The sequence below is a fragment of the Povalibacter uvarum genome, assembly GCF_014202975.1.
In the GTDB taxonomy this organism is placed as follows: domain Bacteria; phylum Pseudomonadota; class Gammaproteobacteria; order Steroidobacterales; family Steroidobacteraceae; genus Steroidobacter; species Steroidobacter uvarum.
Genome location: NZ_JACHHZ010000007.1, coordinates 190,803 through 214,850 on the forward strand (window position 1 = coordinate 190,803; position 24,048 = coordinate 214,850).

22 protein-coding genes are annotated in these 24,048 nt (G+C 62.1%); 13 read left to right on the forward strand and 9 right to left on the reverse strand.

The features are described from left to right. The first annotated feature begins 51 nt into the window (after positions 1–51). From HNQ60_RS26015 to HNQ60_RS26030, 4 genes are all read left to right on the forward strand, one after another. Positions 52–3,255 carry a TonB-dependent receptor gene (locus tag HNQ60_RS26015; protein WP_184335724.1) on the forward strand — a complete coding sequence of 1,068 codons (3,204 nt, stop codon included), beginning with the start codon at positions 52–54 and terminating at the stop codon, positions 3,253–3,255. A gap of 3 nt (positions 3,256–3,258) precedes the next feature. Then, positions 3,259–4,179, forward strand: coding sequence for a tetratricopeptide repeat protein (locus HNQ60_RS26020; RefSeq protein ID WP_184335725.1), 921 nt, complete (start codon positions 3,259–3,261; stop codon positions 4,177–4,179). Beyond that, on the forward strand, positions 4,176–5,267 hold the full coding sequence (locus tag HNQ60_RS26025) for a dipeptidase (protein ID WP_184335726.1): 1,092 nt from the start codon (positions 4,176–4,178) through the stop codon (positions 5,265–5,267). Before HNQ60_RS26020 ends, HNQ60_RS26025 begins: the two co-directional genes overlap by 4 nt. A gap of 169 nt (positions 5,268–5,436) precedes the next feature. Then, complete coding sequence (locus HNQ60_RS26030) at positions 5,437–6,429, forward strand: tetratricopeptide repeat protein (RefSeq protein WP_184335727.1); 993 nt, start codon at positions 5,437–5,439, stop codon at positions 6,427–6,429. A gap of 138 nt (positions 6,430–6,567) precedes the next feature. Here HNQ60_RS26030 and HNQ60_RS26035 read toward each other — a convergent pair whose 3' ends face one another. After that, entirely contained in the window at positions 6,568–8,019 is a 1,452-nt protein-coding gene (locus HNQ60_RS26035; RefSeq protein WP_184335728.1) for an amidohydrolase family protein, read from the reverse strand. 110 nt (positions 8,020–8,129) lie between these two features. Next, a complete protein-coding gene (locus HNQ60_RS27310) occupies positions 8,130–8,285 on the reverse strand; it encodes a hypothetical protein (RefSeq protein WP_221304469.1) in 156 nt (51 codons plus the stop codon). 50 nt (positions 8,286–8,335) lie between these two features. Between HNQ60_RS27310 and HNQ60_RS26040 the strand changes: the two genes are divergently transcribed. Next, entirely contained in the window at positions 8,336–10,459 is a 2,124-nt protein-coding gene (locus HNQ60_RS26040) for a TonB-dependent siderophore receptor (RefSeq protein ID WP_184335729.1), read from the forward strand. Positions 10,460–10,678: 219 nt separating this feature from the next. Here the strand turns inward: HNQ60_RS26040 and HNQ60_RS26045 are convergent, their stop codons facing one another. After that, entirely contained in the window at positions 10,679–11,599 is a 921-nt protein-coding gene (locus HNQ60_RS26045) for a hypothetical protein (RefSeq protein WP_184335730.1), read from the reverse strand. 197 nt (positions 11,600–11,796) lie between these two features. Here HNQ60_RS26045 and HNQ60_RS26050 point away from each other — a divergent pair, with 197 nt between their 5' ends. The 6 genes from HNQ60_RS26050 (at position 11,797) to HNQ60_RS26075 (ending at position 17,264) form a co-directional block, all read left to right on the forward strand. Continuing rightward, on the forward strand, positions 11,797–12,105 hold the full coding sequence (locus HNQ60_RS26050) for a hypothetical protein (RefSeq protein WP_184335731.1): 309 nt from the start codon (positions 11,797–11,799) through the stop codon (positions 12,103–12,105). A gap of 13 nt (positions 12,106–12,118) precedes the next feature. Continuing rightward, a complete protein-coding gene (locus HNQ60_RS26055; protein ID WP_184335732.1) occupies positions 12,119–12,748 on the forward strand; it encodes a hypothetical protein in 630 nt (209 codons plus the stop codon). Between the two features lie 88 nt (positions 12,749–12,836). After that, positions 12,837–13,463: a hypothetical protein gene (locus tag HNQ60_RS26060; RefSeq protein ID WP_184335733.1), complete on the forward strand. Its 627-nt coding sequence runs from the start codon at positions 12,837–12,839 to the stop codon at positions 13,461–13,463. 46 nt (positions 13,464–13,509) lie between these two features. Then, entirely contained in the window at positions 13,510–14,769 is a 1,260-nt protein-coding gene (locus HNQ60_RS26065; protein ID WP_184335734.1) for a M24 family metallopeptidase, read from the forward strand. 20 nt (positions 14,770–14,789) lie between these two features. Further along, complete coding sequence (locus tag HNQ60_RS26070; RefSeq protein ID WP_184335735.1) at positions 14,790–16,337, forward strand: long-chain-fatty-acid--CoA ligase; 1,548 nt, start codon at positions 14,790–14,792, stop codon at positions 16,335–16,337. Positions 16,338–16,361: 24 nt separating this feature from the next. Then, positions 16,362–17,264 (forward strand): SDR family NAD(P)-dependent oxidoreductase, encoded by a 903-nt coding sequence (locus tag HNQ60_RS26075; protein WP_184335736.1) that lies wholly within the window; start codon positions 16,362–16,364, stop codon positions 17,262–17,264. Here HNQ60_RS26075 and HNQ60_RS26080 read toward each other — a convergent pair. Continuing rightward, a complete protein-coding gene (locus HNQ60_RS26080) occupies positions 17,215–19,332 on the reverse strand; it encodes an alginate lyase family protein (RefSeq protein ID WP_184335737.1) in 2,118 nt (705 codons plus the stop codon). The genes HNQ60_RS26075 and HNQ60_RS26080 overlap by 50 nt on opposite strands. Positions 19,333–19,684: 352 nt before the next feature. On the opposite strand from HNQ60_RS26080, the gene HNQ60_RS26085 reads away from it, so the two are divergent. Further along, positions 19,685–20,266 carry an NnrU family protein gene (locus tag HNQ60_RS26085; RefSeq protein WP_184335738.1) on the forward strand — a complete coding sequence of 194 codons (582 nt, stop codon included), beginning with the start codon at positions 19,685–19,687 and terminating at the stop codon, positions 20,264–20,266. Between the two features lie 38 nt (positions 20,267–20,304). Further along, positions 20,305–21,606 carry a Xaa-Pro dipeptidase gene (locus HNQ60_RS26090; protein ID WP_184335739.1) on the forward strand — a complete coding sequence of 434 codons (1,302 nt, stop codon included), beginning with the start codon at positions 20,305–20,307 and terminating at the stop codon, positions 21,604–21,606. A gap of 167 nt (positions 21,607–21,773) precedes the next feature. On the opposite strand, the gene HNQ60_RS26095 is transcribed toward HNQ60_RS26090, so the two are convergent. From HNQ60_RS26095 to HNQ60_RS26115, 5 genes are read right to left on the reverse strand one after another with little or no spacing between them, the layout of a single operon-like run. Continuing rightward, on the reverse strand, positions 21,774–22,241 hold the full coding sequence (locus tag HNQ60_RS26095; protein ID WP_184335740.1) for a DUF1801 domain-containing protein: 468 nt from the start codon (positions 22,239–22,241) through the stop codon (positions 21,774–21,776). Between the two features lie 40 nt (positions 22,242–22,281). Then, positions 22,282–22,800, reverse strand: coding sequence for a DUF1801 domain-containing protein (locus HNQ60_RS26100; RefSeq protein ID WP_184335741.1), 519 nt, complete (start codon positions 22,798–22,800; stop codon positions 22,282–22,284). Positions 22,801–22,805: 5 nt separating this feature from the next. After that, a complete protein-coding gene (locus HNQ60_RS26105) occupies positions 22,806–23,015 on the reverse strand; it encodes a hypothetical protein (RefSeq protein ID WP_184335742.1) in 210 nt (69 codons plus the stop codon). Positions 23,016–23,047: 32 nt separating this feature from the next. Continuing rightward, complete coding sequence (locus HNQ60_RS26110; protein WP_221304470.1) at positions 23,048–23,488, reverse strand: SRPBCC family protein; 441 nt, start codon at positions 23,486–23,488, stop codon at positions 23,048–23,050. Further along, positions 23,485–23,808, reverse strand: coding sequence for an ArsR/SmtB family transcription factor (locus HNQ60_RS26115; protein ID WP_184335743.1), 324 nt, complete (start codon positions 23,806–23,808; stop codon positions 23,485–23,487). The genes HNQ60_RS26110 and HNQ60_RS26115 overlap by 4 nt, the downstream gene beginning before the upstream one ends. Between the last annotated feature and the right edge of the window lie 240 nt (positions 23,809–24,048).

Consider the following 24,048-nt stretch of genomic DNA (forward strand, 5'->3'; position numbering starts at 1 on the left):
TAATCAGAACGTATTTCGACAACCAGATCGTACTGGGCGGGGAGACCAACGATGCGGATTGCAATCGCCACTGCGGTAGCGGCATGCCTCATGGCCAGCATGGCCAGCGCGGAAGATGCCAAGCTCTACAACCTCAACATTTCGCGCCAGCCGCTCGACGCGGCGCTGCAGGAGCTTGCGCGCCAGACCGGCCTTCAGGTCGGTCGTTTCAGTGATGCAGGTCAGGATGAAATCCTCGTCGGTCCGCTGAGCGGCGACTACGCTGCGGACAAGGCGTTGGAAGTGCTGCTCTCGCCAAGCGGATTCACCTGGCGCGCACTCAATGATCGCGCGTACATCGTACTGACGCCTTCGGATCTGCAGCCTGCGCCAGCGGGAGAACGCGGTCGCGAAACAGTGACGCTGGATCGTGTCAGCACGACACAGATGCGTCCGATTCGTCTCGCGCAACTCGATACATCGGCAGCTCCGCCGTCGGGCGCGGTAACGGTGCCGCAACGCGCCGCCGCGGCAGCAAGCGCGGATGCGGAGGAAGCACCTGTTGCCGAAGTCATCGTCACCGGATCGCGTATCCGCACGACGAACCTCGTGAGCTCATCGCCTGTCACCACGGTGAATCAGGAAAGCCTCAAGCAGACCGGCACGCAGTCGGTCGAAGCGTATCTCAACACGCTGCCGCAGCTCGTTGCCGGCAACACCAAGTCGAGCAACGTGTTCGGCGATGCCGATGCGACCTCGACGCTGAATCTGCGCGGCCTCGGCGCCAAGCGCAGCCTCGTGCTGGTCAACGGCAAGCGCTTCATCGCTTCCGGCCCCGGCGGCACGGTCGACGTCAACAACATTCCTGCATCGATCGTCGACCGCGTCGAGATCGTGACGGGCGGTGGTTCGGCTGTGTACGGCTCGGACGCGATGGCCGGTGTCGTCAACTTCATCCTCAAGGACAAGTTCGACGGCATGGAAGTCGAAGGACAATACGGCATCTCCGGCGAAGGAGATGCTTCGGTATGGAGTGCCTCGACTACGATCGGGGGAACGGGTGAGAGATCCTCGGGCTGGCTGCACATCAGCCACGAAGAGCGTGACCTGCTGCGCGGCAACCAGCGCGAACTGTCGCGCTATGCGTTGACAGACAACGGCACCACGTTCGTTCGGACGGGCTCCGCGAGCCGTCGTGGCGGCACGCTGCTTGCGATTCCGACGCCGAACGGCACTGGCGGCTTCACGAATCGTGACTACGCGCTGGATGATCTCGTGCCGCGTCCGTACGTCGCCGCCCAGGACGCATTCTTCGATGCGACCGGCGACTACGCGATCCAGACGCCGCTCGAGCGCACCAACGTCTATGGTCGCGCAACCTTCGATGCGACCGATAACGCGACTGTCTATCTCGAAACGACCTACAACCGCGTCTTCTCGGCGGCAGCATTGTCGCCGTCGGCACCGAACGTGCGTCAGACCTACAACGCGCCTGCGATGCCTGTAAACGCGTCATGGATCTCTCCTGAGATTCGCGCGCTGCTCAACGCGCGTCCCAACCCGAACGCGCCGTTTGCAGTGCGCTTCCTCGTACCTGATTCGTTCCCAAAGCGTGAGATCTCGTTCACGCGCGATATCTTCCGCGGCATCGGCGGCCTCAAGGGCGAGTGGGATTCGGGCTGGGCTTGGGATGTGAGCTACAGCTACAGCCACCTCAACACGACGGAAGTGCAGAAGGGCGATGTGTCGCGCCGCATGATCGTCGAAGCCTCGACGCCTGATCCGAATGATCCGACGCGTTGCGCGAATGGCAATCCGGCTTGCTCGCTCATCACGAGCCTGACGGACTGGACGCCGGAGCAGGTTGCGTACCTGCGTTCCGACAACGTCAGCACCATCAGCGGTACGGAAGAGATCGCAGCTGCGCAGATCACGGGTGATCTGTTCACGCTGCCCGCTGGCGCGGTTTCGACCGCGTTCGGTACGGAGTACCGCCAGGTCTCCAGCCAGGACAACCCTGCACCGATCGTGCGTGACTTCATCTCGGCAGGTTTCGGCGAGCGCAGCGCGACCTCGGGCTCGTTCGACGTGTGGGAAGCGTACGGCGAAGCGATCGTTCCTCTGATCGCAGACAAGCCTTTCATGGACTACGTCGGCCTCGAAGTCGCTGCCCGCTACTCTGACTATTCGCTGGCCGGTGGCGTCAACACGTACAAGGCTGGCGGTGAGTGGCGTTTCAATCCGACGTGGCGTTTGCGCGGTGTGTATCAGCGCGCCGTTCGTGCACCGAACATCAACGAACTGTTCGGCGGCGCAACGCAGACATTCCCGCAGACGATCGAGCCCTGCTCTGCGTCCGCGAACCCGACAGGTGCTGTTCGCGATCTGTGTATCGCGCAGGGCATCCCGGCGGATCAGATCGGTGTCTACCAGCAGAACGGCGCGGCGATCTCCGGGTTGCTGGTGTCGAACCCGGATCTCGAACCGGAAGAGTCGGACACGGTCACGCTCGGTGTCGTCTACACGCCGGAAGCGCTGCCGCGCCTGAATGTGACGCTCGACTACTACGACATCAAGATCTCGAATGCCATCGAGCGTCTCGCCGGTGGTGCGATCGGCACGCTGAACGCCTGCTTCGCAAGCCTGGATATCAACAGCCAGTATTGCCAGACGATCCGTCGCTCGCCGAGCAACTATGAGATCGCGGACTTCCGGGTACCACTCGCGAACGTGGGTGCATTGCGCACGTCCGGCATCGACCTCGCCAGCCAGTACGCCTGGGACTTCGACTTCGGATTCGGCGGCGCCGGATCGCGGTTGCATGTTTCGGCACTGGCGACCTGGGTCGAGCAGAACACGTTCCAGGCGAACCCGGATGCGCCGGTCATCGATCGCGTCGGCACGGTCGGCGGCGACACGGCGGCGATTCCGGAATGGAGAGCGAATACGGACGTGACCTGGGTCACCGGCGACATGCGGTTCACCTGGAGCACGCAGTACCTCTCGTCAGTGAAGGATCGCAAGTACGCGAATGCGCTCGCCGCGGGCAGCGCGAATCCGACGGCGGGTATCACGAATCCGGAAGTGCCGGCCTACTGGTATCACAACTTCAATGTCGCCTATGACCTGGGCAAGTACTCGGTCTACGGCGGTGTCCGCAACGCCTTCGACAAGCAGGCTCCGCTGCTGTCCTCGCCCATCGAAGGCAACACTGACCAGAACACGTACGACGTCATCGGCCGCTACTTCTATCTCGGCGCCTCGGTGGAGTTCTGATCGATGCGCATCCTGCTGCCGCTCGTCGCCGCGCTTGCGGCGACGGGCTTCGCGGATTCATCCGCGGCGGAGCCGGTCGCGAAGCACAAATCCCTGATCGGGACTGAGCTTCGCGATCCGGACTGGAGCCCGGCCACGCGCGCGATGCTGGAGAAGGATCTCCTGATCGCACAGAAAACGATGGAGATCGCGCCTGAGCGGGAAGACTCCTATATCTGGCTGGGACGGCGTTTTGCGTATCTGAATCGCTTCGACGAAGCGATCGACGCTTTCACCGTCGGCCTCGGGAAATTTCCGGACAGCTACAAGCTGCTGCGTTTTCGCGGACGAAAGTACGCGCGCACGCGCCAGTTCGAGCTTGCGATTGCGGACTATCGGCGCGGCGTCGAGTTGATGCAGGGCATTGAAGACAGCTACGAGCCTGACGGCATCGTCAACAAGCGCAACCAGTTCCTCGGTTCGTACCGCGGCAACATGCACTACTACCTGGGGCAGACGCTCTGGGCGGTAGGAGACTATGCGGGCACGCTGCAGGGCATGGAGCGATCGATCAGCGAGCCGCTGGTCCAGAATCCGGATCACACGGTCGCTACGACGTACTGGCGATATCTCGCCCTGCGAAAGCTCGGGCGGACAGCGGAAGCGAACGAGCTCGTTCGCAAGATCCCCGGCGATCTCAAGCTGCTGGAGAACGACGGCTACTACGATGGCGTCAAGTTCATGCAAGGCGTGCTCGATGCGAAGAGCGTGATCGCGAAGGGCGATGCAATCAGCTCGTTCGCCGTCGCCATGGACTATCACTTCCGCGGCCAGCACGCCGAAGCGGAACGTACGTGGACCGACATCATCACCAAGACGCCGCAGGGCTTCTGGCCCGCGGAGACCGAGTTGCTCGCGTCGCGGGCACGCCGAGGTGCCAAATGAGCAGCCAGATGAATGGTTCGTGGACACGTCGCGCCGCCCTCGGCGCTATTGCTGGAGCGGTCGCTGCAGCATCCACACCGCGCACGTTGTGGGCCGCGAGCGGGCAGGGTGGCTCGCCGATCTTCGATGCGCTCGGTGAGATCCGCACGGTCTATACGCCTGCATTGCTCGATGACATCATCGCGAGCGGTACGCGCGCCATCTCGATCACACTGACGGATCCGAAGGTCGGTGTCGACGAGGCGCTCGATCTGCTGCTCCTGGACATCTCGGCGTACAACCGCTACCTCAAGTCGCTGCCGAATCACTTCATCCTGGCTCGCAGCATTGCGGACGTCGATCGCGCAGCGCGCGAGCGCAAGCTGGCGGTGTTCTACAACATCCAGGACTCCAATCCGGTTGCGCGCGATCTCGATCGCGTGGCCGTGCTGCGAGGGTTGGGTCTCACAAGCATCCAGCTCACCTACAACACCCAGAACTACTCCGGCGCCGGCTGCTTCGTGGAGAATGATCCGGGCGTCACGCCGTTCGGCCGCGAGCTCATTGCGCGCATGGAGAAGGAGCGCGTGCTGCTCGATCTGTCGCATGCAGGCATGAAGACAATGGCCGACGCCGTGGCGGCCGCAAAGCGGCCGATGATCATTTCTCACACGGCGTGCAAAGCATTGCGTCCGCATCGTCGCAACACTACCGACGAGAATATGCGCGCGATCGCGAAGAAGGGTGGTGTCGTCGGCATCACTCAGATCCGCACCTTCCTGACGGACGCGAAGAAGGACAACCTCGAGGTCTACTTCGAGCACATCGTGCACGCCGTGAAAGTGGCGGGCATCGAGCACATCGGCATCGGCAGCGACCGCGATCACCGCGTCATTCCTGACACCGAGGAAGAGCTGAAGATCCTGCTGCAGGAAGAAGGATCGCAGATCAAGCCGACGGACTGGCCGCTCTATCTCGAGAAGCTCAACGGGCCGCGACGCATGGAAGTCGTGCACGACGGGCTCAAGCGGCACAAGTTCCCGGCGTCGGATATCGACAGGATCATGGGCGGGAACTTGTACCGTCTTTACAAGGAAGTCGTGGGTTAAGTTGACCAGGAATGGATCCCCGCTTTCGCGGGGATGACGATCGCCGTCGCCGAGGTGACGACCTCGCAGTCATTCCCGCGAAAGCGGGAATCCATCTTCGTGTCCGTATCCTCGGAGAATCGATTTCGCGGCGCAGTTCATCGCGCCAGGCTACAAGGGGAAATTCAGCATGAGATTCAGCAAGAGCTTGTTCATCGGCGTCGCCGCGGTCGCGGCGATGGGGTCCGCCGTTGCTGCCGAGCAAGGGCCGCGCGTGTTGCAGGGCAAGTCGCTGTTCGGCGAGCAGCTCTATACGACCGGCCCGAATCCGGTGAACGTCGCGCCCACGGATACGCTGCTGCGTGCCGTGGCCGAGGCGAAGACAGCCTACGAGACCAACCTCACGATCGACTCCGCGACCTGGTACGGACGCCTTCTGGGCTACCAGGGACTGATGCGCGAAGCGATCGCCGTCTACACCGCCGGCCTCAAGAAATATCCGAACTCGGCGAAACTGCTGCGCCATCGGGCGCATCGCTATTTCAACCTGCGCGAGTTCGATCGTTCGGTCGAGGACGGCTTGCGGTCCGCCGCGCTGTACGAGAACAAGCCGCTCGAGCGCGAGAAGCTGGGCCCGGACTATTTTCCGAGCACGCCGGACGTCGTGCAGTTCTATCTCTACTATCACCTGGGCCATGCGTTCCTCGCGAAGCATGACTACAAGCAGGCGGCGCACTGGTTCGATCGCTCGCGTCAGGTCGGAGCCGGCGTCGGTGAAGCGAGCAGCATCACAGCCGGTACTTACTGGCAGTACATCTCCCTCGCGCGCGGCACGCAGTTCGATGCTGCCCAGGCGCTCCTCGACGGTTACACGATGGATCTGGTCGATCTCAAGGACAACCTCGAATCGAACAACTACTTCGAAGGCCTGCAGCTCTTCAAGCACCGCCGCGATCCGTCGTCCTTCTTCGACGACAAGGACAGCGGCAAGGCGTTCAGCACGTCGGACGGCATCAAGTCGAGCACGAGCTTCTCGCTCGCGAACTACTACCTGATTCAGGGCCGCGCGGCCGAGGCCAAGGATCACCTGCGTCGGGCGATGCAGATCGATACCTGGAGCTTCTTTGCGCGCGTACAGGCGGAAGCGGACTGGATTCTGGTGTACGGGGAAGAAAAGCCCTGAGGCTAGCCGGCCAGCAATGAGCTGTTAGCCAGAATCTAGAGAGGAGTTCTTGCTGTGGGTCCGGCTTTAGCCGGACGTCATCGCGTCACGCGATCTGGGCCTTCGGCCTGACGTCCGGCAAAAGTCGGACCCACAGTGCTATCGGATCCGCAGCGCCGAACGATCGATCGGCGTGCCGCGCTGAATGACGTGCGCGATCCGCCGGGTGTTCATGATGTCGGCGAGCGGGTCGCCGTCGAGAATCAGCAGGTCCGCGGCCTGGCCGGGCTGGATCGATCCCCACTCGTTTTCTTCCTTCAGGAATTTCGCCGCGTTGACAGTGGCTGCCGCGAGTGCGTCCATCGGCGCAACGCCGGCTTCGACCATCAATCGCAATTCCTGGTGCGTCCCGTAGCCGGGAAAAGCAAACGCATTGCCCGTATCCGTGCCAGTGACCAGCAGCGCGCCTGCCCGCTGGGCGTCACGCACGTGATCGAGGATCGGGCGCAGCCCGCTCTTGCCGAAGAACTCCTGTTCGCGGGCGAAGATTTTCGGAGCGTTCTGCATCGACGCTGCTTCCGCGTCCGTCAGTGTTTCGCGCAGGAACGCGTCGTTCATGCGATCGGGATCGGCGCTCCAGTTCAGGAAGCCGTCGTACAGGTCGAGTGTGACGACATAGAAGAAGCCGGCTGCACCCATTCGCTGATGCAACTCCGCGTCGAACGGCCCGGTGATGATCGAATGCGCGGCGGCATCGACGCCCGTGCGAAGACATACATCGAGCTCATCTCGCGACGATACGTGCGCGATCACGGGAATCTTCGCAGCGTGCGCTTCTTCCACGGCGGCACGCACGATCTCTTCGGACATCTGGGGATGGTCGTCACCGAAAGGACCGGGTCCCGATTCGATCGTGAGCTTGATGGCATCGGCGCCCCACGATGCGAGTCGCTTCACCTCGGTCCGCACTTCGTCGGCGGTACGAACGAGCGTGATGGCTCTCAGCGGCATCAGATCGATCGGCCCCTGTTCGGGTGCGGCGGCAACGGTCTCGGCAATCTTCTTCCGCAGGTCCGGCGGGAAGATCGTCGTCGTGGGGTGCGATCCGGGGACCGTGAGCAACGAGCCGACTGCGTAGAGCTTCGGTCCCTGCCACGTCCCGTCAGCGAGCTTGCCGCGGTACGAATCGATTTCCGCGGGCGACGCGCCGTTTGACCCCATGTTCAGAATGCGAGTGATGCCGTAGTAAAGATTGCGGGCCAGCGTCTGCTCGACGATGTTCCCGCTTTCCGCGAACGTGCCGTTGCCCCAATGAACGTGAAGGTCGGCGAAGGCCGGGACGACGCTCCTGCCGGCGGCATCGATCGTTTGCATTGCCTTCAGGGTGGGTGAGAGCGAGGGTGCGACTTCGACGATCCGGCCATCGTCGATCGCGATGACGGCGCCTTCCAGAACGCTCCTGGAGCCCGGGTCGATCACCTTCGCATTCGCAATGACGAGATCGATCTCGCGTGGCGCTTCAGCTTTCTGGCTGCAGCCCGCGGCGCAGACCAGCGCGACGGCCAGAAGGAGGTGCAGCCGGAGGGGTTGGGTCGCATCAGCGAAGGGCATGAGTTTGTTCTCGTTATAGGGGGCAGGACGCGCAGCCTAACAGCGCCCGCACGGTGATGGCATTTCAGGCAGGCGGGAGATGGATACCCCGTTTCGTGCGTATGACGGACTTACGCCTGGGCCATCTTGGCCGGAAAGATGAGAATCGTTATCATCTCGACCGCCGCGCGCCTTGCATGAAGGCCGATGCGGCAACCCAGCCAGCCGCCTGTCCCGCCGGGACACGCAAGCCAGCCATCAATCGCAGCGCGCTGGCCCTGTTTCATTCCATTTCTCCAGCGCCTCTGCCGCCGACAACGATAAGGGAGAGGCTCCGATGGCTCGTGTTTCCGACCAGCGCCTTGCGCGCGCGGTATGTATTGCATTGACCGGACTGTCAGCGGTGGCTGCATCAGCGGCCGATACCTCCGCTGCACCGACCGAGGTCGATACTGTGATCGTGAACGCGACACGCATCGGCACTTCGCTCGAAGAGGTCGCGACCAGCGGCGCGCTCGGATCGAAGAAGCTGCTGGACACGCCGTTCTCGATCACCGTCATCAGCGACGAAGAAATCAACCGGCGCCAGGCGAACTCGGTCGCGCAGATCTTCATCAACGATCCTTCGATTCTTTCTGCTTCGCCTTCGGCGACGACCGCCTGGTGGGGTGCGCAGATCCGCGGTCTCGACGTGATGAACTACTACATCGACGGCGTTCCGTTCCTTCTGTCCTACGGAGGCGAATTCCCTCTGGAACCCATCGAGAGTGTCGAAGCGCTCAAGGGCCTGACGGGATTCATGTACGGCTTCGGTACGCCCGGCGGTGCGATCAGCTACACCACCAAGAAGCCGACGGAGGAACCGCTGGCAATGATGGCGCTGGAGTACCGCAACGACAGCGTCTTCTCTGGTCAGCTCGATGCGGGCGGACGCGTCGGCGATTCGCAGGCATTCGGGTATCGCGTCAACGTCGCTGGAGAGTACGGCGAAGCGTACAGCGGGGCCGATCTCAATCGCACGCTCGTGTCACTGGCGGTCGACTATCGCATCACCTCCGATCTGGAGTGGTTCGCGAACGGGCTGTACGAGACGAGCAAGCTCGAGCACGAGCCGCTGTACTTCTACTGGGACATGTACGAGGACGCGCGGCTTCCGCGTCCGACCTATGACTACGAGAACGTCAGGATCGACAACTCGTTCTACGAGTACGACACGCTGATGGGCTCGACGGGTCTGAGGTGGCGCATCAACGACGAGTGGAAGGCAAACCTGACCTTGGGCTACAACGAGAAGGAACATCACTCGAACAAGATGTTCGCATACGTGTTGAACGAGGCGGGCGACTACGAGGGCTACGCCTACAATTTCGCGGGCTTGCTCAAGAACTACTTCAGCCGCGTGCTCGTTCAAGGCGAGGCGACGACAGGCGCGATCCGGCACGAACTGGTGTTCGGCATCGACTATCAGCGCAACACCACCCGCTGGGGCAACGACTGGCACTGGTCGAACGACTTCAACGGCAACATCTACCAACCCCAGGATTTCGTGGTCACGCGCGATATCGATTTCAGTCTTGCGCCGCTCAGCGACGACGAGCGACAGACTGCGCTGTTCGCCAGCGACACGCTCCATATCGGCGATCACTGGCAGGCAATGCTCGGCGGTCGATACACCGAGTACGAGCAGGTCGATCATGACCACGACCCGACGTTCGATTCCGGGTACGACACCAGCGAGTTCTCGCCGACGGTCGCGTTGATATTCAAGCCGGCCGATTACGTTGCCATCTACGGCAGCTATGTCGAGGCGCTGGAATCCGGCTCGCGCGTGGGGACTGACGGTGAGCCGCCGTACATGAACGCGGGCGAGCTTCTGCCCGCGACGATCAGCAAGCAGTACGAACTCGGTGCCAAATACGAGCACGATCGCCTGCGCTTCACCGCTGCCGCATTTCATGTCGAACGAGCCGCGCAGATCGACGTATACCGCGACGGTGATCGGTACCTGACCCAGGATGGGATGACTCTGTACGACGGCATCGAAGCCATCGGCAACGTGAACGTCACGCACGATCTGACGATGGGACTCGGTGCGACCTTCATCGATCCGCGCATCGACAGGGTCTCGGAGGAGAACGCAGCGCTGGAAGGCAATCGTCCTGCCGGCGCCCCGAAGCGCCAGTTCGTCGCCAACGCGGACTATCGATTTCCACGGATTTCAGGGTTGAGCGTGTTCGGCACCGTGCGCTACCTCGGCGACTTCTACTACGAGGAGGCGAACAACGTCCTGATCCCCGATCGCACGATCGTCAGCACCGGCTTCGAGTATCAGGCGCAGTGGGGCGGGCGTCGCGCCGTGATCACCGGCAGCATCAACAACCTGCTCGATGAGAAGTACTGGGACAGGAATACGCTGGGAGAAGGGATCAATGGAGCGTTGGGAGTGAGGGTTTATTGGTAGACCAATGGACGGCGGGCTAGTTGGCTAGCTTGTTAGCTAGCTAGCTACCTAGCCAGAGCAAGAGCCTCGTCACTCCCGCGAAAGCGGGAGTCCATGCCTTTGGTTCAGATGGACTCCCGCTTTCGCGGGAGTGACAGAGTCCTACGCTGACTCTTCTCTTCTCTTCTCTTCTCTTCTCTTCTCTGCTCTGGCTACCGGCTAGCTGGCTAGCGGGCTTCCTCACGATGTCAGTCTCCCCAACCCCTCCGGCCACAACTTCGTATACGGCGTGATCGCCCGATACACCGTGACATTGTTGAGCTGGCGATTGTCGCGGCCGAGGAACTTGATCAGTCCGCCCGCGCGGCCGAGGCGATTCTTGTACTGGTAACTCTGCGAGATGACGCGCTGGTAGAAAAACTCCCACTTGCCCTCGACGCGCCGGCCCATCACGAAGCAGAGAGTGTCGGTCAGGATGCCGCCCTGGAGCTTGCGATTCTGATCAGATAGACCCTGTTGCACTGTTGCTTCTTCGCGCGCGATGCCGCCGGCGTCCAGCTTGTAGTCCTCGCGTCCGAGTCGCAGCGCGTTCTTCGTCTTCACGCCGGAGTCCTTGAGCACCTGGTGATACTTGTCTTCGTATTCGCTCGAGTCGTCGCAGTTGATGTGACTGACATACGGCTCGCGCGGATCGCCGGTAACGACGAACGAGCAGCCGTTCATCTGGCCCGTGAAGAAGGCATCGGCCCGCGAGTCCTTGCGTAGTTGCATTGTCGTTACGCCGTTCTGGATCCACGGGAGCATGAGGCACAGGAACCACTGGAGACTCGCGCTCTCGGCTTCGGTGCGCGTGACGGATTTCGCCGCGGTCCGCACGACCAGTGTTGCCTTTTTCTGAATCTCATCGACCTGCCACGCCGCATTGTGGGCGAGGGCGCTCACATGCACGGAAGCCTTCCCTGCCTTGAACTTGTGGAACGACTTCGAAGCCGAGGAGCCGGCGAGATGGTTCTGCGCGCCCTCGATCTTGTTGAATGTGCTCTGCATCAACTCCAGCTGGCCGATCTTGCCGGCTTCTTCGGGGTTGCCGGGCAGGTTGATCGAATAGCGCTCGAAGAACGCCCTGGGATCGTCGAAAAACTGCTTGCGATAGTCGGGCATGGCGTCTTGTCCTTGTTCGGCGTTGCAGTGCGATGGTCCTGCGCGACCGGTGGATTTTCCGCGGACGTCGTCACACGTCCGCGATGTCGGCGGCGTTTACATGCGGGCATGAGCACCGTCCGGTATGAACGTTGGTCTAGTGGTTGTGTGATCGCACTCGGTCGTATAACCAACCCCTCATCGACGAGGGTCCCCTCATGGCCGAAGCAACCTTGACCGGTGTCGTAGTCGCTCAGCAACCCGGTGACCTGAACAGTATCGCGCCTTCTCCCTACGACGGGTTGTATCTGCTGACGGACGACGGCCAGCTGATCGCGCTCGTCAGAGATGCGATGTATGTGCAGATGTCCTGGGAGCACATCTGGCGGCGCAGTCGCCCGGTGTTCGAACCCCTGCTCGGGCAGCACGCAACGATCCAGGGCTATCTGTCGCGACGAACGCTCTACGGCGCCGCCGTCGTGACACCGGAATCGCACGCCAGCACCGTCGATCATTTTTCCCACTGAAGCGACGGCGGATATGCCACTCAAGGAAATGCTGGAGATCCTCGGAACGACTCTGGCGGTCGGTACGCTGGCTGCCGGCGTCTATCAGTACTACATCGCGCAGAAATGGAAACGCGCCGAGTTCGCAGCGAGCCAGTTGGAGTTGCTGACCAGCGACCCCGATCTCGAGCTGTGCTGCAAGCTGCTCGATTGGGCTGGCCGCGTATCGTCAGTGCCGGAGAAGTATCGCGATGTGACGAACGAGAAGACCTTCATGCATGACTGGCAGACCATGAAGGAGGCGATGCTGCCGGAAGAGGATTCGGATCGGGCCGACTGGGACTGGCAGCACATGATGTACCGCGACATCTTCGACCGGTACTTCGGTTACCTGGAAAGCATCAATCACTACGTCTCGGTCAACCTGATCTCGGTGCGGGATGTTGCCAGCCTCGGTTACTGGCTGGAGCAACTCGACAAACCCCGTTTCCTGCCCGACGAACAGCAGTCGCTGTTCCGTGATTTCATCGCGCGATATCACTACGAAGGCGTGCGGGAGCTGACGCGACGGTTCCAGGCGGCGGGTCTGACGGCACGCCCCAGCGACATTGCTCACCTGGAGTCCCCGCGTCGTTCAGTTGCACCGTCCAGCGCAACGATCTAGCCTGCCCTGGCCACCCGGTGGTGACTACCTAGTAGCCGCGCTATCGCGGCGATGGCAGTCTCATCGGATAACCATAAGGAAGAAAGCCATGATCGCGGGTACCCGACTGTTGCCGTTCCTCTGCGCCCTGTTGCTGACGGGCTGCGCATCATCGACGTTCACCACGACCTGGAAAACCCCGGACGCAACACCGCTGGGATTCAAGGGCGAGAAGGTGGTGGCGGCGGTACTGATGAAAGACCCCGCCGCGCGCAAGCTGGCGGAAGACAGGCTGGCGATGCAGATTTCCATGCGCGGCGCGGAAGGTCGAACACTGTACTCACTGGTCCCCGATGCAACGCCCGGCAATGAAGCCCAGGCAAAAGCGGCGCTCGAAGCAGCCGGAGTGAAGGGCGCCGTCGTGATGAGGCCGGTGCACGTCGACCGGACCGTTACGGTCACGGAGCCGTACGAAGCGGAAACGTACGCGAGCTTCTGGGGCGGCTACTACGGCTATGGTGTGTCCCTGTCGTATTCGTCGCCGAGAGAGGCGACCGTGAACGAGAAAATGGTCGTCTACGTCGAAACCCTCGTGTATTCACTCGAACAGAACAAGCTGGTCTGGGGCGGGCTGAGCACGAGCGAGGACCCGGATACGCTCGCCCAGTTGATCGAAGAGCTTTCGGTGGCCGCGGCAGCGGAGCTCGAGAAGCAGGGGTTGATCAAGGCCCGGTAGTCGTACGATCCTGCAGCCCCTGTCAGATCAGATCGAGGGAGCTGCAATGCGTTCAGGCCGGCGAGCTTTCCTGGGGATGACGGCGGCGACTGCCGCACTCGCGTTCAGACCGTCGGTCCTCCTTGCGCAGACGACACCGCCTCCTCCTGTCGGCAAGGCGGTCGCGGGCATCGCGCTGCCGCCTTCAATTCAGACTGCTGAATACCTGCAACGCATCGCCAAAGCGCAGCAGTTGATGCGCGCCGCTGGGCTGAAGGCCTTGCTGGTCGAGGCGGGAAGCTCGCTCGTCTATTTCACTGGCGTTCAGTGGTGGCGCAGCGAGCGCCTGACCGCGGCTCTGATTCCTGCCGAGGGCGAACCGATCATCGTAACGCCGCAGTTCGAGGAGCCTTCTGTGCGCGAAAGCCTGAAGATTCCCGCAAGCGTTCACGTCTGGAACGAGCACGAGAGCCCGACAGCATTGATTGCGGACTGGCTGAAGAAGCGCGGTTGGGGCGCAGGCCCGGTCGGCGTCGAAGAGACTGTGCGTTTCTTCGCGGTCGACGGCCTGCGAGCGCTCGGTGTCGAGACACGCAGCGACGCAGGTGTGGTTCGCGCATGTCGCGTGATCAAGTCTTCAGCCGAGATTGCGCTCATGCAGGCCGCGAGCGATATCACCATCGCTGCGTATCGTGACACGGCAACGCAGATCGCACGTGGAATGACGCCGGCCGACATCGGCAACATCATGTCTGCCGCGATGGCGAAACATGGCGGCACACCCGGGTTCACGTTGATCCTGCTCGGCGAGGCGAGTGCCTATCCGCATGGTTCCGGCAAGCCGCAGGAAGTGAAACCCGGTGAAATCGTGCTCATGGATTGCGGCTGCTCGGTCGAGGGATATCAATCGGACATCTCGCGAACGCTGGTGTTCGGCGAAGCGACGAAGCAGCAGCGCGCCGTTTTCGACCTCGTCCGGCGCGGCCAGCAGATCGCATTCGATACGGCGAAAGTCGGAACGCCCGCGGGCGAGGTGGATGACGCCGTTCGTTCAGCCTACGAGAAGGCGGGCTACGGCCCTGGCTACAAGTTGCCGGGAACCTCGCACCGAACCGGTCACGGCATCGGTCTCGACGGGCATGAGCCGGTCAATCTCGTGCACGGCGAGACGACGCGACTCGCTCCCGGCATGTGCTTCTCCGACGAGCCGGGAATCTACATTCCCGGCAGCTTCGGTGTTCGACTCGAGGACTGCGTCTACATGACAGCGGGTGGACCCAAGTGGTTCTCGGTGCCGCCGCCATCGATCGACGATCCGTTCGGCTGAGATCCCGAGGTCCAGTAACCATGTATCTCACCCAGGGCCTGCATCGCGCGCTGCAGTGTCGTCCTGATCGCATCGCAACGATCTGCGGTGATCGGCGACATACGTATCGTCAGTACGTCGATCGCGTGGCGCGGCTGGCCGGAGCGCTGCGGGAACTGGGCATGGCCGCGGGCGACCGCATCGGAATGCTTGCTCTCAATTCCGATCGGTACCTCGAATTTTTCTACGGCACGTGGTGGGGCGGTGGCGCGGTCAATCCGATCAACATCCGCTGGAGTCCGGCTGAGATTGCCTATTCGCTCGACGACTGCGATACGCGCATCCTGCTGGTCGATGAGCAGTTCAAAGGCGTTGCCGCGGAGTTACGCGGTCGCAGCAAAGCACTGCGGACGCTGATTTACACCGGCGACGGAGCCACGCCCGAAGGCATGCTGAACTACGAAGAGCTGCTGGGGAAAGCCACGCCGGCAGTTGACGCCGATCGCGGCGGAACAGACCTGGCCGCAGTCATGTACACCGGCGGCACCACCGGTTTTCCCAAGGGCGTCATGCTGAGTCACGCGAACCTGGTCTCGAACTCGCTCGCGCTGGTCGCTGCCAACATCACGCACGCCGATGGGATGGCGCTGCTTATCGCTCCGATGTTTCATGTTGCCGTCGGTGCGCTCATGCATGGGCACGTGATGATCGGGGGTACGTGCGTGATCGCGCCGATGTTCACGCCGATCGCGGCGATGCAGGCGATCCAGCAGCATCGCATCACTCACATGCTGCTGGTGCCGACGATGGTCCAGCTCACTGTCGACCATCCCGACGCAGGGAAATACGACCTGAGCAGCGTCAGCATGCTCATCTACGGCGGGTCGGTGATCAACGATGCGGTGTTGCGCAGAGCACTGAAGACCTTCCCCAATGCTGGCTTCTACCAGGCTTACGGCATGACGGAGCTCGCCCCGTGTGCCACCTACCTGCGTCCGGAAGACCATATCGGCAAGGCGGAGCTGCTGCGCTCGGCAGGTCGCGCATCGTTAGCGACGCAAGTGCGAGTGGTCGACGAGCAGGACGTGGAGGTTCCTCGCGGCACGGTCGGCGAAGTCGCGGTGCGTGGACCGACAGTGATGCTCGGTTACTGGAACAAGCCTGTTGAAACTGCCAAAGCGGTGCGCGATGGCTGGATGCATACAGGCGATGGCGGCTACATGGATGAAGACGGTTACCTGTACATCGTCGATCGGATGAAGGACATGATCGTCAGCGGAGGGGAGAATGTGTACTCGGCGGAAGTCGAGAATGCGCTTGCCCGTCACGCTTGCGTTGCTGCTAACGCAGTGATCGGAATCCCGAGCGAGCAATGGGGCGAGGCCGTTCATGCCGTGGTTGTGTTCAAGCCGGGAGCCAGCGCATCCGCTGAAGAGTTGTCGGCACACTGTCACGCGCTGATCGCCGGCTACAAGTGTCCTCGCAGTTTCGAGTTTCGCGATGCGCTGCCGATGACGGGTGCCGGAAAGATCCAGAAGACGGAGCTTCGCAAGCCTCACTGGGAAGGGCGTCAGCGCTCGGTCAATTGAGTACAGGTTGAAAGAGGTTTGGCCATGCGTGCGCTGTTCGCTGTGATCCTGGGCGTTGCGGTTTGCGTTTCGCCGGCTCGCGCAGCGCCGGCAGAGACGAAAGCGGTACTGGTGACAGGAGCGAGTTCCGGGATCGGCCGCACGATCACCGAACGCCTGGCATCCAAAGGGTACTTCGTCTACGCAGGCGCGCGTAAAGACGAGGATCTGAAGGCGCTAAATGCCATCAAGAACGTCCAGGGCATCAGGCTCGATGTGACCGATCAGCAGCAGATCGACGCCGCGGTCGACACGATTTCGAAGGCGGGACGTGGACTCTACGGGCTCGTGAACAATGCGGGCATCGCGACGCTCGGATCGCTCGAGAACATGAAGCCCGAGGAGTTCGACCTCGTCATGGCTGTGAATGTGCAGGGGACCTATCGCGTCACCCGGGCAATGGCGCCGCTGATCATCGAGCAGAAGGGACGCATCACCAACATCGGCTCTCTTTCCGGAACCGTGGCCATGCCCGATCTGCTGGCGTACGCGATGAGCAAGCATGCGATGGAAGCTTTCACCGATTCGCTGGCAGGGCAGATGGCGCCGCTCGGCGTGCAGGTCAACGTGATCGAACCGGGGAACTACGACACGCAGATCGGCAGGAACGCAGCGGAGCGCACGGGTGCGGCGTCGCGGATGGCGGATCGCAGCCGGTTCCCGAAGCCGGATGACGTTGCAGCGGCGGTCGAACAGGCGCTGTTCGATGCCAAACCAAAGCGCCGCTATCTCGTCGTGCCGGTCGAGGGCGAGGCGCGGATCGTGATCCGCAAACAGCTCGAGAAGCTCGTGCAGATGAACGAAGACCAGCGTTTCACGTATAGCCGCGATGAGCTGGTCAAGATGCTGGACGAGGCGCTGGCCGCGGGGCGGCCGTCGGGGACCTGACTCCGCGAAGTTCTCCGAAGGCACCGAGGAAGGGCATCGCACCTTCGCTCATGTCTTCCTCGTCGAGGCGAGAGCTCCTGTCGGACGACGAGCGAAACTCGGCGAGCGCCTCGGCATGCACAGCATCGGGTGGAATCTGCGCGCACGCCGCGAGGATCCGTGAATCGAAGCGATCCGGGTTCGAGGCATAGTCCGCCAGCAATCGCTTGTTCAAGGCCAGGAAGCGCAACAGCATGGCGATGCTGCGGTGCTGTGAACCTGTGAAGGTCCACAGATCGATGCCGAGGCGGCGCCCCAGCGATGCACAATGGATCAGGCCTTGAGTGAGAAACAGGCTGTAGTGCAGCGGGCGCGTACGCTTGAGCTCGTTGACGGGTACACCGAATGCACTGAGCTGACTCGTCAATCGCAGCGGCAGATCGGACAGCACTTGCGCTGCCCGTGCGTGTCGCCCCACGAACGCGGCGAGTGCCGCCACGACCAAGTCGTGCCATATCGCAATGTTGTTCGGCTCTTCACTGATCCGTCGCGCGTCGACATCGTCGAGGAATCGTTCGAACCACGCTTTCAGCGCAACTTGCTCGGCATCACTCAGCGCGCCAGCCCGCGCCGTCAGCGTGATGGCATCGAGCAGGGGCCAGAAGCCGCGAAAGTCCACGATGCCCCATGCGTTGCCGGTCTGCTCTCGCCCAGGAATGACCTGGGCGAATCGCATGTGTGGATTCATGCGAGTGTCGGGATCGATGAACCAGGTTTTCAGCATGCGCGCGGTGTGATCAAGCAGCGTCATGTCCCGGCTGACCGTCCCCGCGATAGCTGTGCTGCACGCGTCGATCACCAGATGATCGAGTGCGGCGCGATCGGTCGATGTGCCCGCGGCTGCAGCGTCATTTCGTTGACCATCGACGTGTCGAATGGTGCCATCTGCATCGACGTGGAAGTATGGCGCAACGCTGAGGTAATCCGCCGGATCTCCGCTGGCGGCGCAGCCGGTCTTGTTCCGCACGCTCGGCAGCGGACGATTCAATGCTGCTCGCGCGTGTGCGATGAGTCCTGAGACCTGAAGATGTTCGCGCCAGTTCCCAAGTGCTGCCTCGTCATAGCAGAGCAGCCGGCCCGGCGGATTGCGTTCGGTCACGAGACGCGTGTCGAGTTGGCGGCACAGCAGTTCAACGCCTTCGAAGCGCGAGCGCCAGCGCAGTCGTTCGTTGCCTTCGATGCGTTCTTCCGTGGTTGACGTCAGTCGCGCGACCCACGCACCCTTCACGAAACGACCGCGTTCGGCGCTGACCGCCGTGGGCTGTACATCCCACGAAGCAGTGCGCCAGGTATGCCAGGGTCCCGGAACTCCGAGACTCCTGAGCAGCGCGGCCTTGTTGAGATTGCCGTAGCGAAGGCTCTCGTCGAATCGCGCCTGGCTGTCGTTGCGAAAGCCGATCTGCGGTTCGGTGAGCGTGACCGACACCGAACCCGGCCGCAGCAATTCAGCGTTGTCCTTGATGCGCGCGAGCGGCACGATGAGATGGAATGCCGTGGCATCGCTCTCGGCGAGACGCCGAATCTGTTCCCAGGCGTCGCTGGTGATGAAGCAGGCGCCGTCCCAGGGCAGCGTCCATCGGGCGATGGCGCGGCCCGCATCGAGCGCGACATTGCGGGCCTCGTTCAGCCCGATCGCGTACAGGTTCTTGTGCCGGTACTTCCATTCGAGCGCAAAGCTCGAAGCGTCGAACGCGATGTCGCTGTGCTTCGGATCGACGCGATCGACACCTGGCGGCAGATCGGACATGTCATTGAAGCAGCGCGCATAGCGATGCATCTCGAAAGGCAGGCGGATGCATTCATGCCCGGCCTGTTGTATCAGCTCGAGACAGGTGGATTCCACCTGGGCGTCGGCGATGCGGTTGAGCACCCAATGCTTGCGGCATCCGCGCAGCTCGGGCTCGTGCTCGAGCGTGAAGCGCAGATGAGCCAGCATCTCTTCCGCGCCGTGTCGCGGCGGCAGGCTGTTGCCGAGCACGCGATACAGCGCGAACTGCAGCTGTGGTGACGTCGGAACGGATGGAGTCATCAGCGCGCTCCCGTCGCCTGGTCCGGTCTGAGTTGCCGCTGATTCTGACTCATCTGGCGCCCAGACTGCAGGACTGCACGATCGGCTCACGCCCCGCTTGTGCCTCGGCGCGGGAGAGAGGTGCTGCACCGTGCCTCCGGCCAGCACGCCCAGAACGCCGATGGCAGGGACGGCAAGTGACAATCGCCAGTTCGATTGATCGGCGATGACACTCTCCTTCGGTCAATGACGCGGACGGCATAGCTCGCCTGCCGCGATAAGTCCAGTGTCGGTGGGTTTTGTCGCCGGCGGTTGATTCTCGCGGGCCGGGCCCTTCAGTATGCTCACCCCGGACACGAGCGGCGCTATTGTCATGAGCATCCTGATACTCGGCCTCGTCCTGTTTCTCGGCGTGCACTCCGTGGCCATCGTGGCCGGGGATTGGCGCGAGTCGATGATCTCGAGACTCGGCGACAAGCCGTGGAAGGGGATCTATTCGGTCATCTCCATCGTCGGATTCGTGCTGCTGATCTGGGGCTACGGGCTCGCGCGGCAGGAGCCGATCGTGCTGTATGTGCCGCCGGTCTGGACTCGATACGTCACGGCGCTGCTCATGCTGCCCGTGTTCATTTTCCTGGTCGCGGCCTATCTGCCCGGGCGCATCAAGACGGCCATGAAGCATCCGATGCTGGCCGCTGTGAAGTTCTGGGCGCTGGCTCACTTGTTCGCGAACGGCACGCTCGCGGACGTGCTGCTGTTCGGCGGCTTCCTGGCCTGGGCCGTTGCAGACCGGATTTCTTTCAAGCGGCGGCCGCCGCAGAGGATCAAGACGGCGCCGCCGGGCAGATTCAATGACGCGATCGCCGTCATTCTCGGGTTGGCGTTGTACTTCGTGATGATCCACTGGCTGCATGTGCGCTGGTTCGGCGTTTCGCCGCTGCCGGTCTCGCTGTAACCCATTTGCGCGTTCTCACCTTCGTGTTCGAGGTCTCCATGCGTTCTCTGACGATCAATACGGTTTGCCTTGCCGGTCTGCTGACTACTGCTTCTGTCGCGGGTGTTCAGGCGGCGGAGTCCGCCGATCGGGTGCAGGTCATTCGTGCGGGACGGCTCGTCGATGTTGCCGCCGGACGTGTGCTGGAGAACCAGGTCGTCGTCATCAGGGGAGAGCGCATTGAATCAGTCGGTCCCGCGGCCAGTGCATCGATACCTGCTGGCGCAGAGGTCATCGACTTGTCGTCCAGCACGGTGTTGCCGGGGATCATCGATACGCACACGCATCTGATGGGTGACCCCACGCTGCCGCCTTACTACGGTTATGGCCTGTCGGTGCCGCGCATGGCGCTGAAGGGAGCCGCGAACGCAAAGGTCACGCTGCTCGCTGGTGTGACCACAGTGCGCGATGTCGGATCTGACGGCTACAGCGATGTGGCTTTGCGCGACGCGATCAACGACGGTGATGTCCCTGGTCCGAGAGTGCTGGCATCGGGCCCGGCGCTCGGTATAACTGGCGGACATTGCGATTCGAACATGCTCGCGCCCGAGTTCAAGTACGAGGCCGAAGGTGTTGCCAACGGCGCCGACGCCGTCCGTACCGCTGTTCGCCGCAACGTGAAATACGGCAGCGATGTGATCAAGTACTGCGGCACAGGAGGCGTGTTCTCGAAAGGGACGAAAGTCGGCCAGCAGCAGTACACGGCGGAAGAAGTCGCCGCGCTGATCGACGAAGCTCACATGCATGGCCGCAAGGTGGCTGTGCACGCGCATGGCGCGGATGGCATCAAAGTCGCGATTCGCGCCGGGGTCGATACCGTCGAGCATGCGAGCCTGATCGACGACGAAGGCATCGCGCTGGCGAAGAAGAACGGCACGTTCCTCTCGATGGACATCTACAACACCGAGTACACGCAGGCAGAAGGCCCGAAGCGCGGTGAACTGGAAGAGTTCCTGCGCAAGGACCGCGAAGTCGCGCAGATCCAGCGCGACAATTTCCAGAAAGCAGTGAAGGCGGGCGTGAAGATGACCTTCGGCACGGATTCCGGCGTCTACACGCACGGCGACAACGCGAAGCAGTTCGCCGTGATGGTGAAGTACGGCATGACGTCCATGCAGGCGCTGCAAGCGGCAACTGTGGTCGGCGCGGACGCAGTCGGTTTGAAGGGTCAGATCGGCGCAATCGCCGCAGGACACTACGCCGACATCATTGCAGTGAGCGGCAATCCGCTGACCGATATCCATGCGATGGAGACGATGCAGTTCGTGATGAAAGGCGGGCAGGTGTATCTGGGGCCGTGAGGGCCGGTGCTCAATCGGTTGCGGAGGGTTTGGCTGTGGGTCCGGCTTTAGCCGGACGTCATCGCGAAGCGATCCGGAGATGCCTTCGGCATGACGTCCGGCTAAAGCCGGACCCACAGCAGGAGTGGAACCAGCGCTCGTTGCTAATGGCTCGCCGCTCGCCGCCTTCAGGCGCTCTTCTTTTTCCTCGAAGCCTTGGGCGCGGAGCGCACGGCCTGCACCGCCGTATTCAACGCCACCGCTTCACGAATGAGCGCCTTCAACGCCTTCTCGTCGATCTTGTCGCCTTCGCGAAAATCGATCGCGCGCCTGGTGTTGCCTTCGAGGCTCGAATTGAACAGGCCTGACGGATCTTTCAGCGACGCACCCTTGGCGAAGGTCATCTTCACGGCGCTCTTGTAGCTTTCGCCGGTGGTGATGATTCCGTCGTGAGACCACACGGGCACGTCACCCCATTTGATTTCCTCGATGACATCCGGGTCGGCCTGCCTGATGAGTGCACGGATGCGGGCGAGCGTGTCGCCTCGCCAGCCGCCGAGCTCTTTGATCTTCGCGTCGATACGCTTGGCGCCCGAGCCGCCATCGCTTTGCTTTGCCGCGCTCTTCTTCTTCGCGGCGGTCGTCGTCTTCTTCATGACTTCATCCTTTGATCATTCGATGTATCGGGGATCCGGGTCACAGACGCTCGCCGGGTAACCGGCTGGCCTGTTCGACCCACGAGGAAAACTGTACTTCGTCGAAGTCGTCCTCACGGATGTCGAGGTAGCGCACGTCCTTGTGCTTCGAGGGGCCGGGCGGAACGGGTCTCAGCGAGGCTCCACGGAAGAAGGTCACTTTGATGTACTTCGCAAAGACGTGAAAGCTCAGGAACCAGCCTTCGCCTTCGAGTCCGTAGAAGGGCGAGTTCCATTTGACCGCCTTCTGGACGCCAGGAACGATGCGCATGATGAGCTTGTCGAGACGTCGACCCATGGCGCTCTTCCAGCCGGGCATCGCGGCGATGTACGCCTGTACGGGAGGGTCGCCATGGCCTTTCGCAATCTGCGGATTCCCGCCCGAGAGCAGAACCACTTTGCCGCCCTCGGAGGACTGCTTCTTCGCCGGCGCCTTGCGCGGCTTGACTGCCTTCGCAGCGACCCGCTTCGTGCCGGGTTTCTTCGCGGCTTTCGCCTTGGCGGATTTCCTGGCTGCCATCGCGTTCATTCCGGTCGGCGCGCTTGTGATCTGGCGAAGTAGGGCAGCGCAAACATGTACAGGCCCGTGAGCATGAGCAGGATGAGCGGGAACAGCGCGAGAAGCCCGACCCACACTGCTTGCTCCTTCTGCGCCAGTGCAACGAGATTGGCGATGACCGCCAGCGTGAAGGCGATGGACAGCCAGCGATGAATCTGTCGAATCCACTTGTTCATGTCATGTCCCCTGGTGATGACTCGTAGCGACTTCAATCCGTGCGGCCCAGGAGCTGTTCCAGATTGCCAAGGAACTGCTGCCAGCCATGCTTCGCACCGCCGAAGGCCTGCTTCTGCTCGGGCCGGAAGCCTGACTGCTCCATGCGCAGGTGCGTCCCTGTGCTCGTCTGCGTGAGCGTGAAGACCACCACGCTCTTCAGGGCGAAGGCGGGATCGTCGTGCGCGAAGTCCCATGTATAGGACAGCGTCTTGTGCTGTTCGATGGCGAGCACTTCGCAATCCAGCACGCCGCCCCAGTCGCCGCGAAGATTGAATCGATGCCCGACGACCGGCTTGAAATCGCTTTTCATGAGCCATTCCTCGATCAGGTGCGGTTGAGTGAGTGCGCGCCAGACCTTCTCCAGCGGAAACGGCATCTCGCGCTCGACGACGACGCTGCGCGTCTGCCCCTCGTTCAACGATCGGGAATTCATTGGTCCATCCTTCGCAATAAATCTTCGAGGCGGTCGAAGCGGCTCTGCCAGAAACCGGCCATTTGCCGCGTCCAGTCGATCAGCGGACTCAAGGCGCCGACCTGTGCGCTGTAGTGCGTCTGGCGTCCCTCATGACGGTCGCTCACCAGTCCGGCCTGTTTCAGAACGCCCAGGTGCTTGGAGACAGCGGGTTGCGAGATGCCGGCTCGGGCGGTGAGGGCGCCGACGGTCTGCTCGCCTTCGCGACACAGCCGTTCGAAGATCGCCCGCCGGGTCGGATCGGCCAGTGTCCTGAAGAGGGTGTCGCGGGCGTTCTGCATTCGCAATGAATAACCAAAGAGCTATGAGTAGACTGTATAAACTTTGGCGGATATGCGAGTCAATAGGCAATTTATGGGCCTATAGGCTGCTACGGCCGATTGACCAATAACCATTGAGGTATTTATATCGACCACTGCTCCGAGGGGCAGCGCGCGGCAGGATGGCTTGACTGCCGGACCCGCGTCGGCCAACTCTGCGGCCGGTGCCCCAGGAACGAAGACGTCTTCCGAAAATGCTCC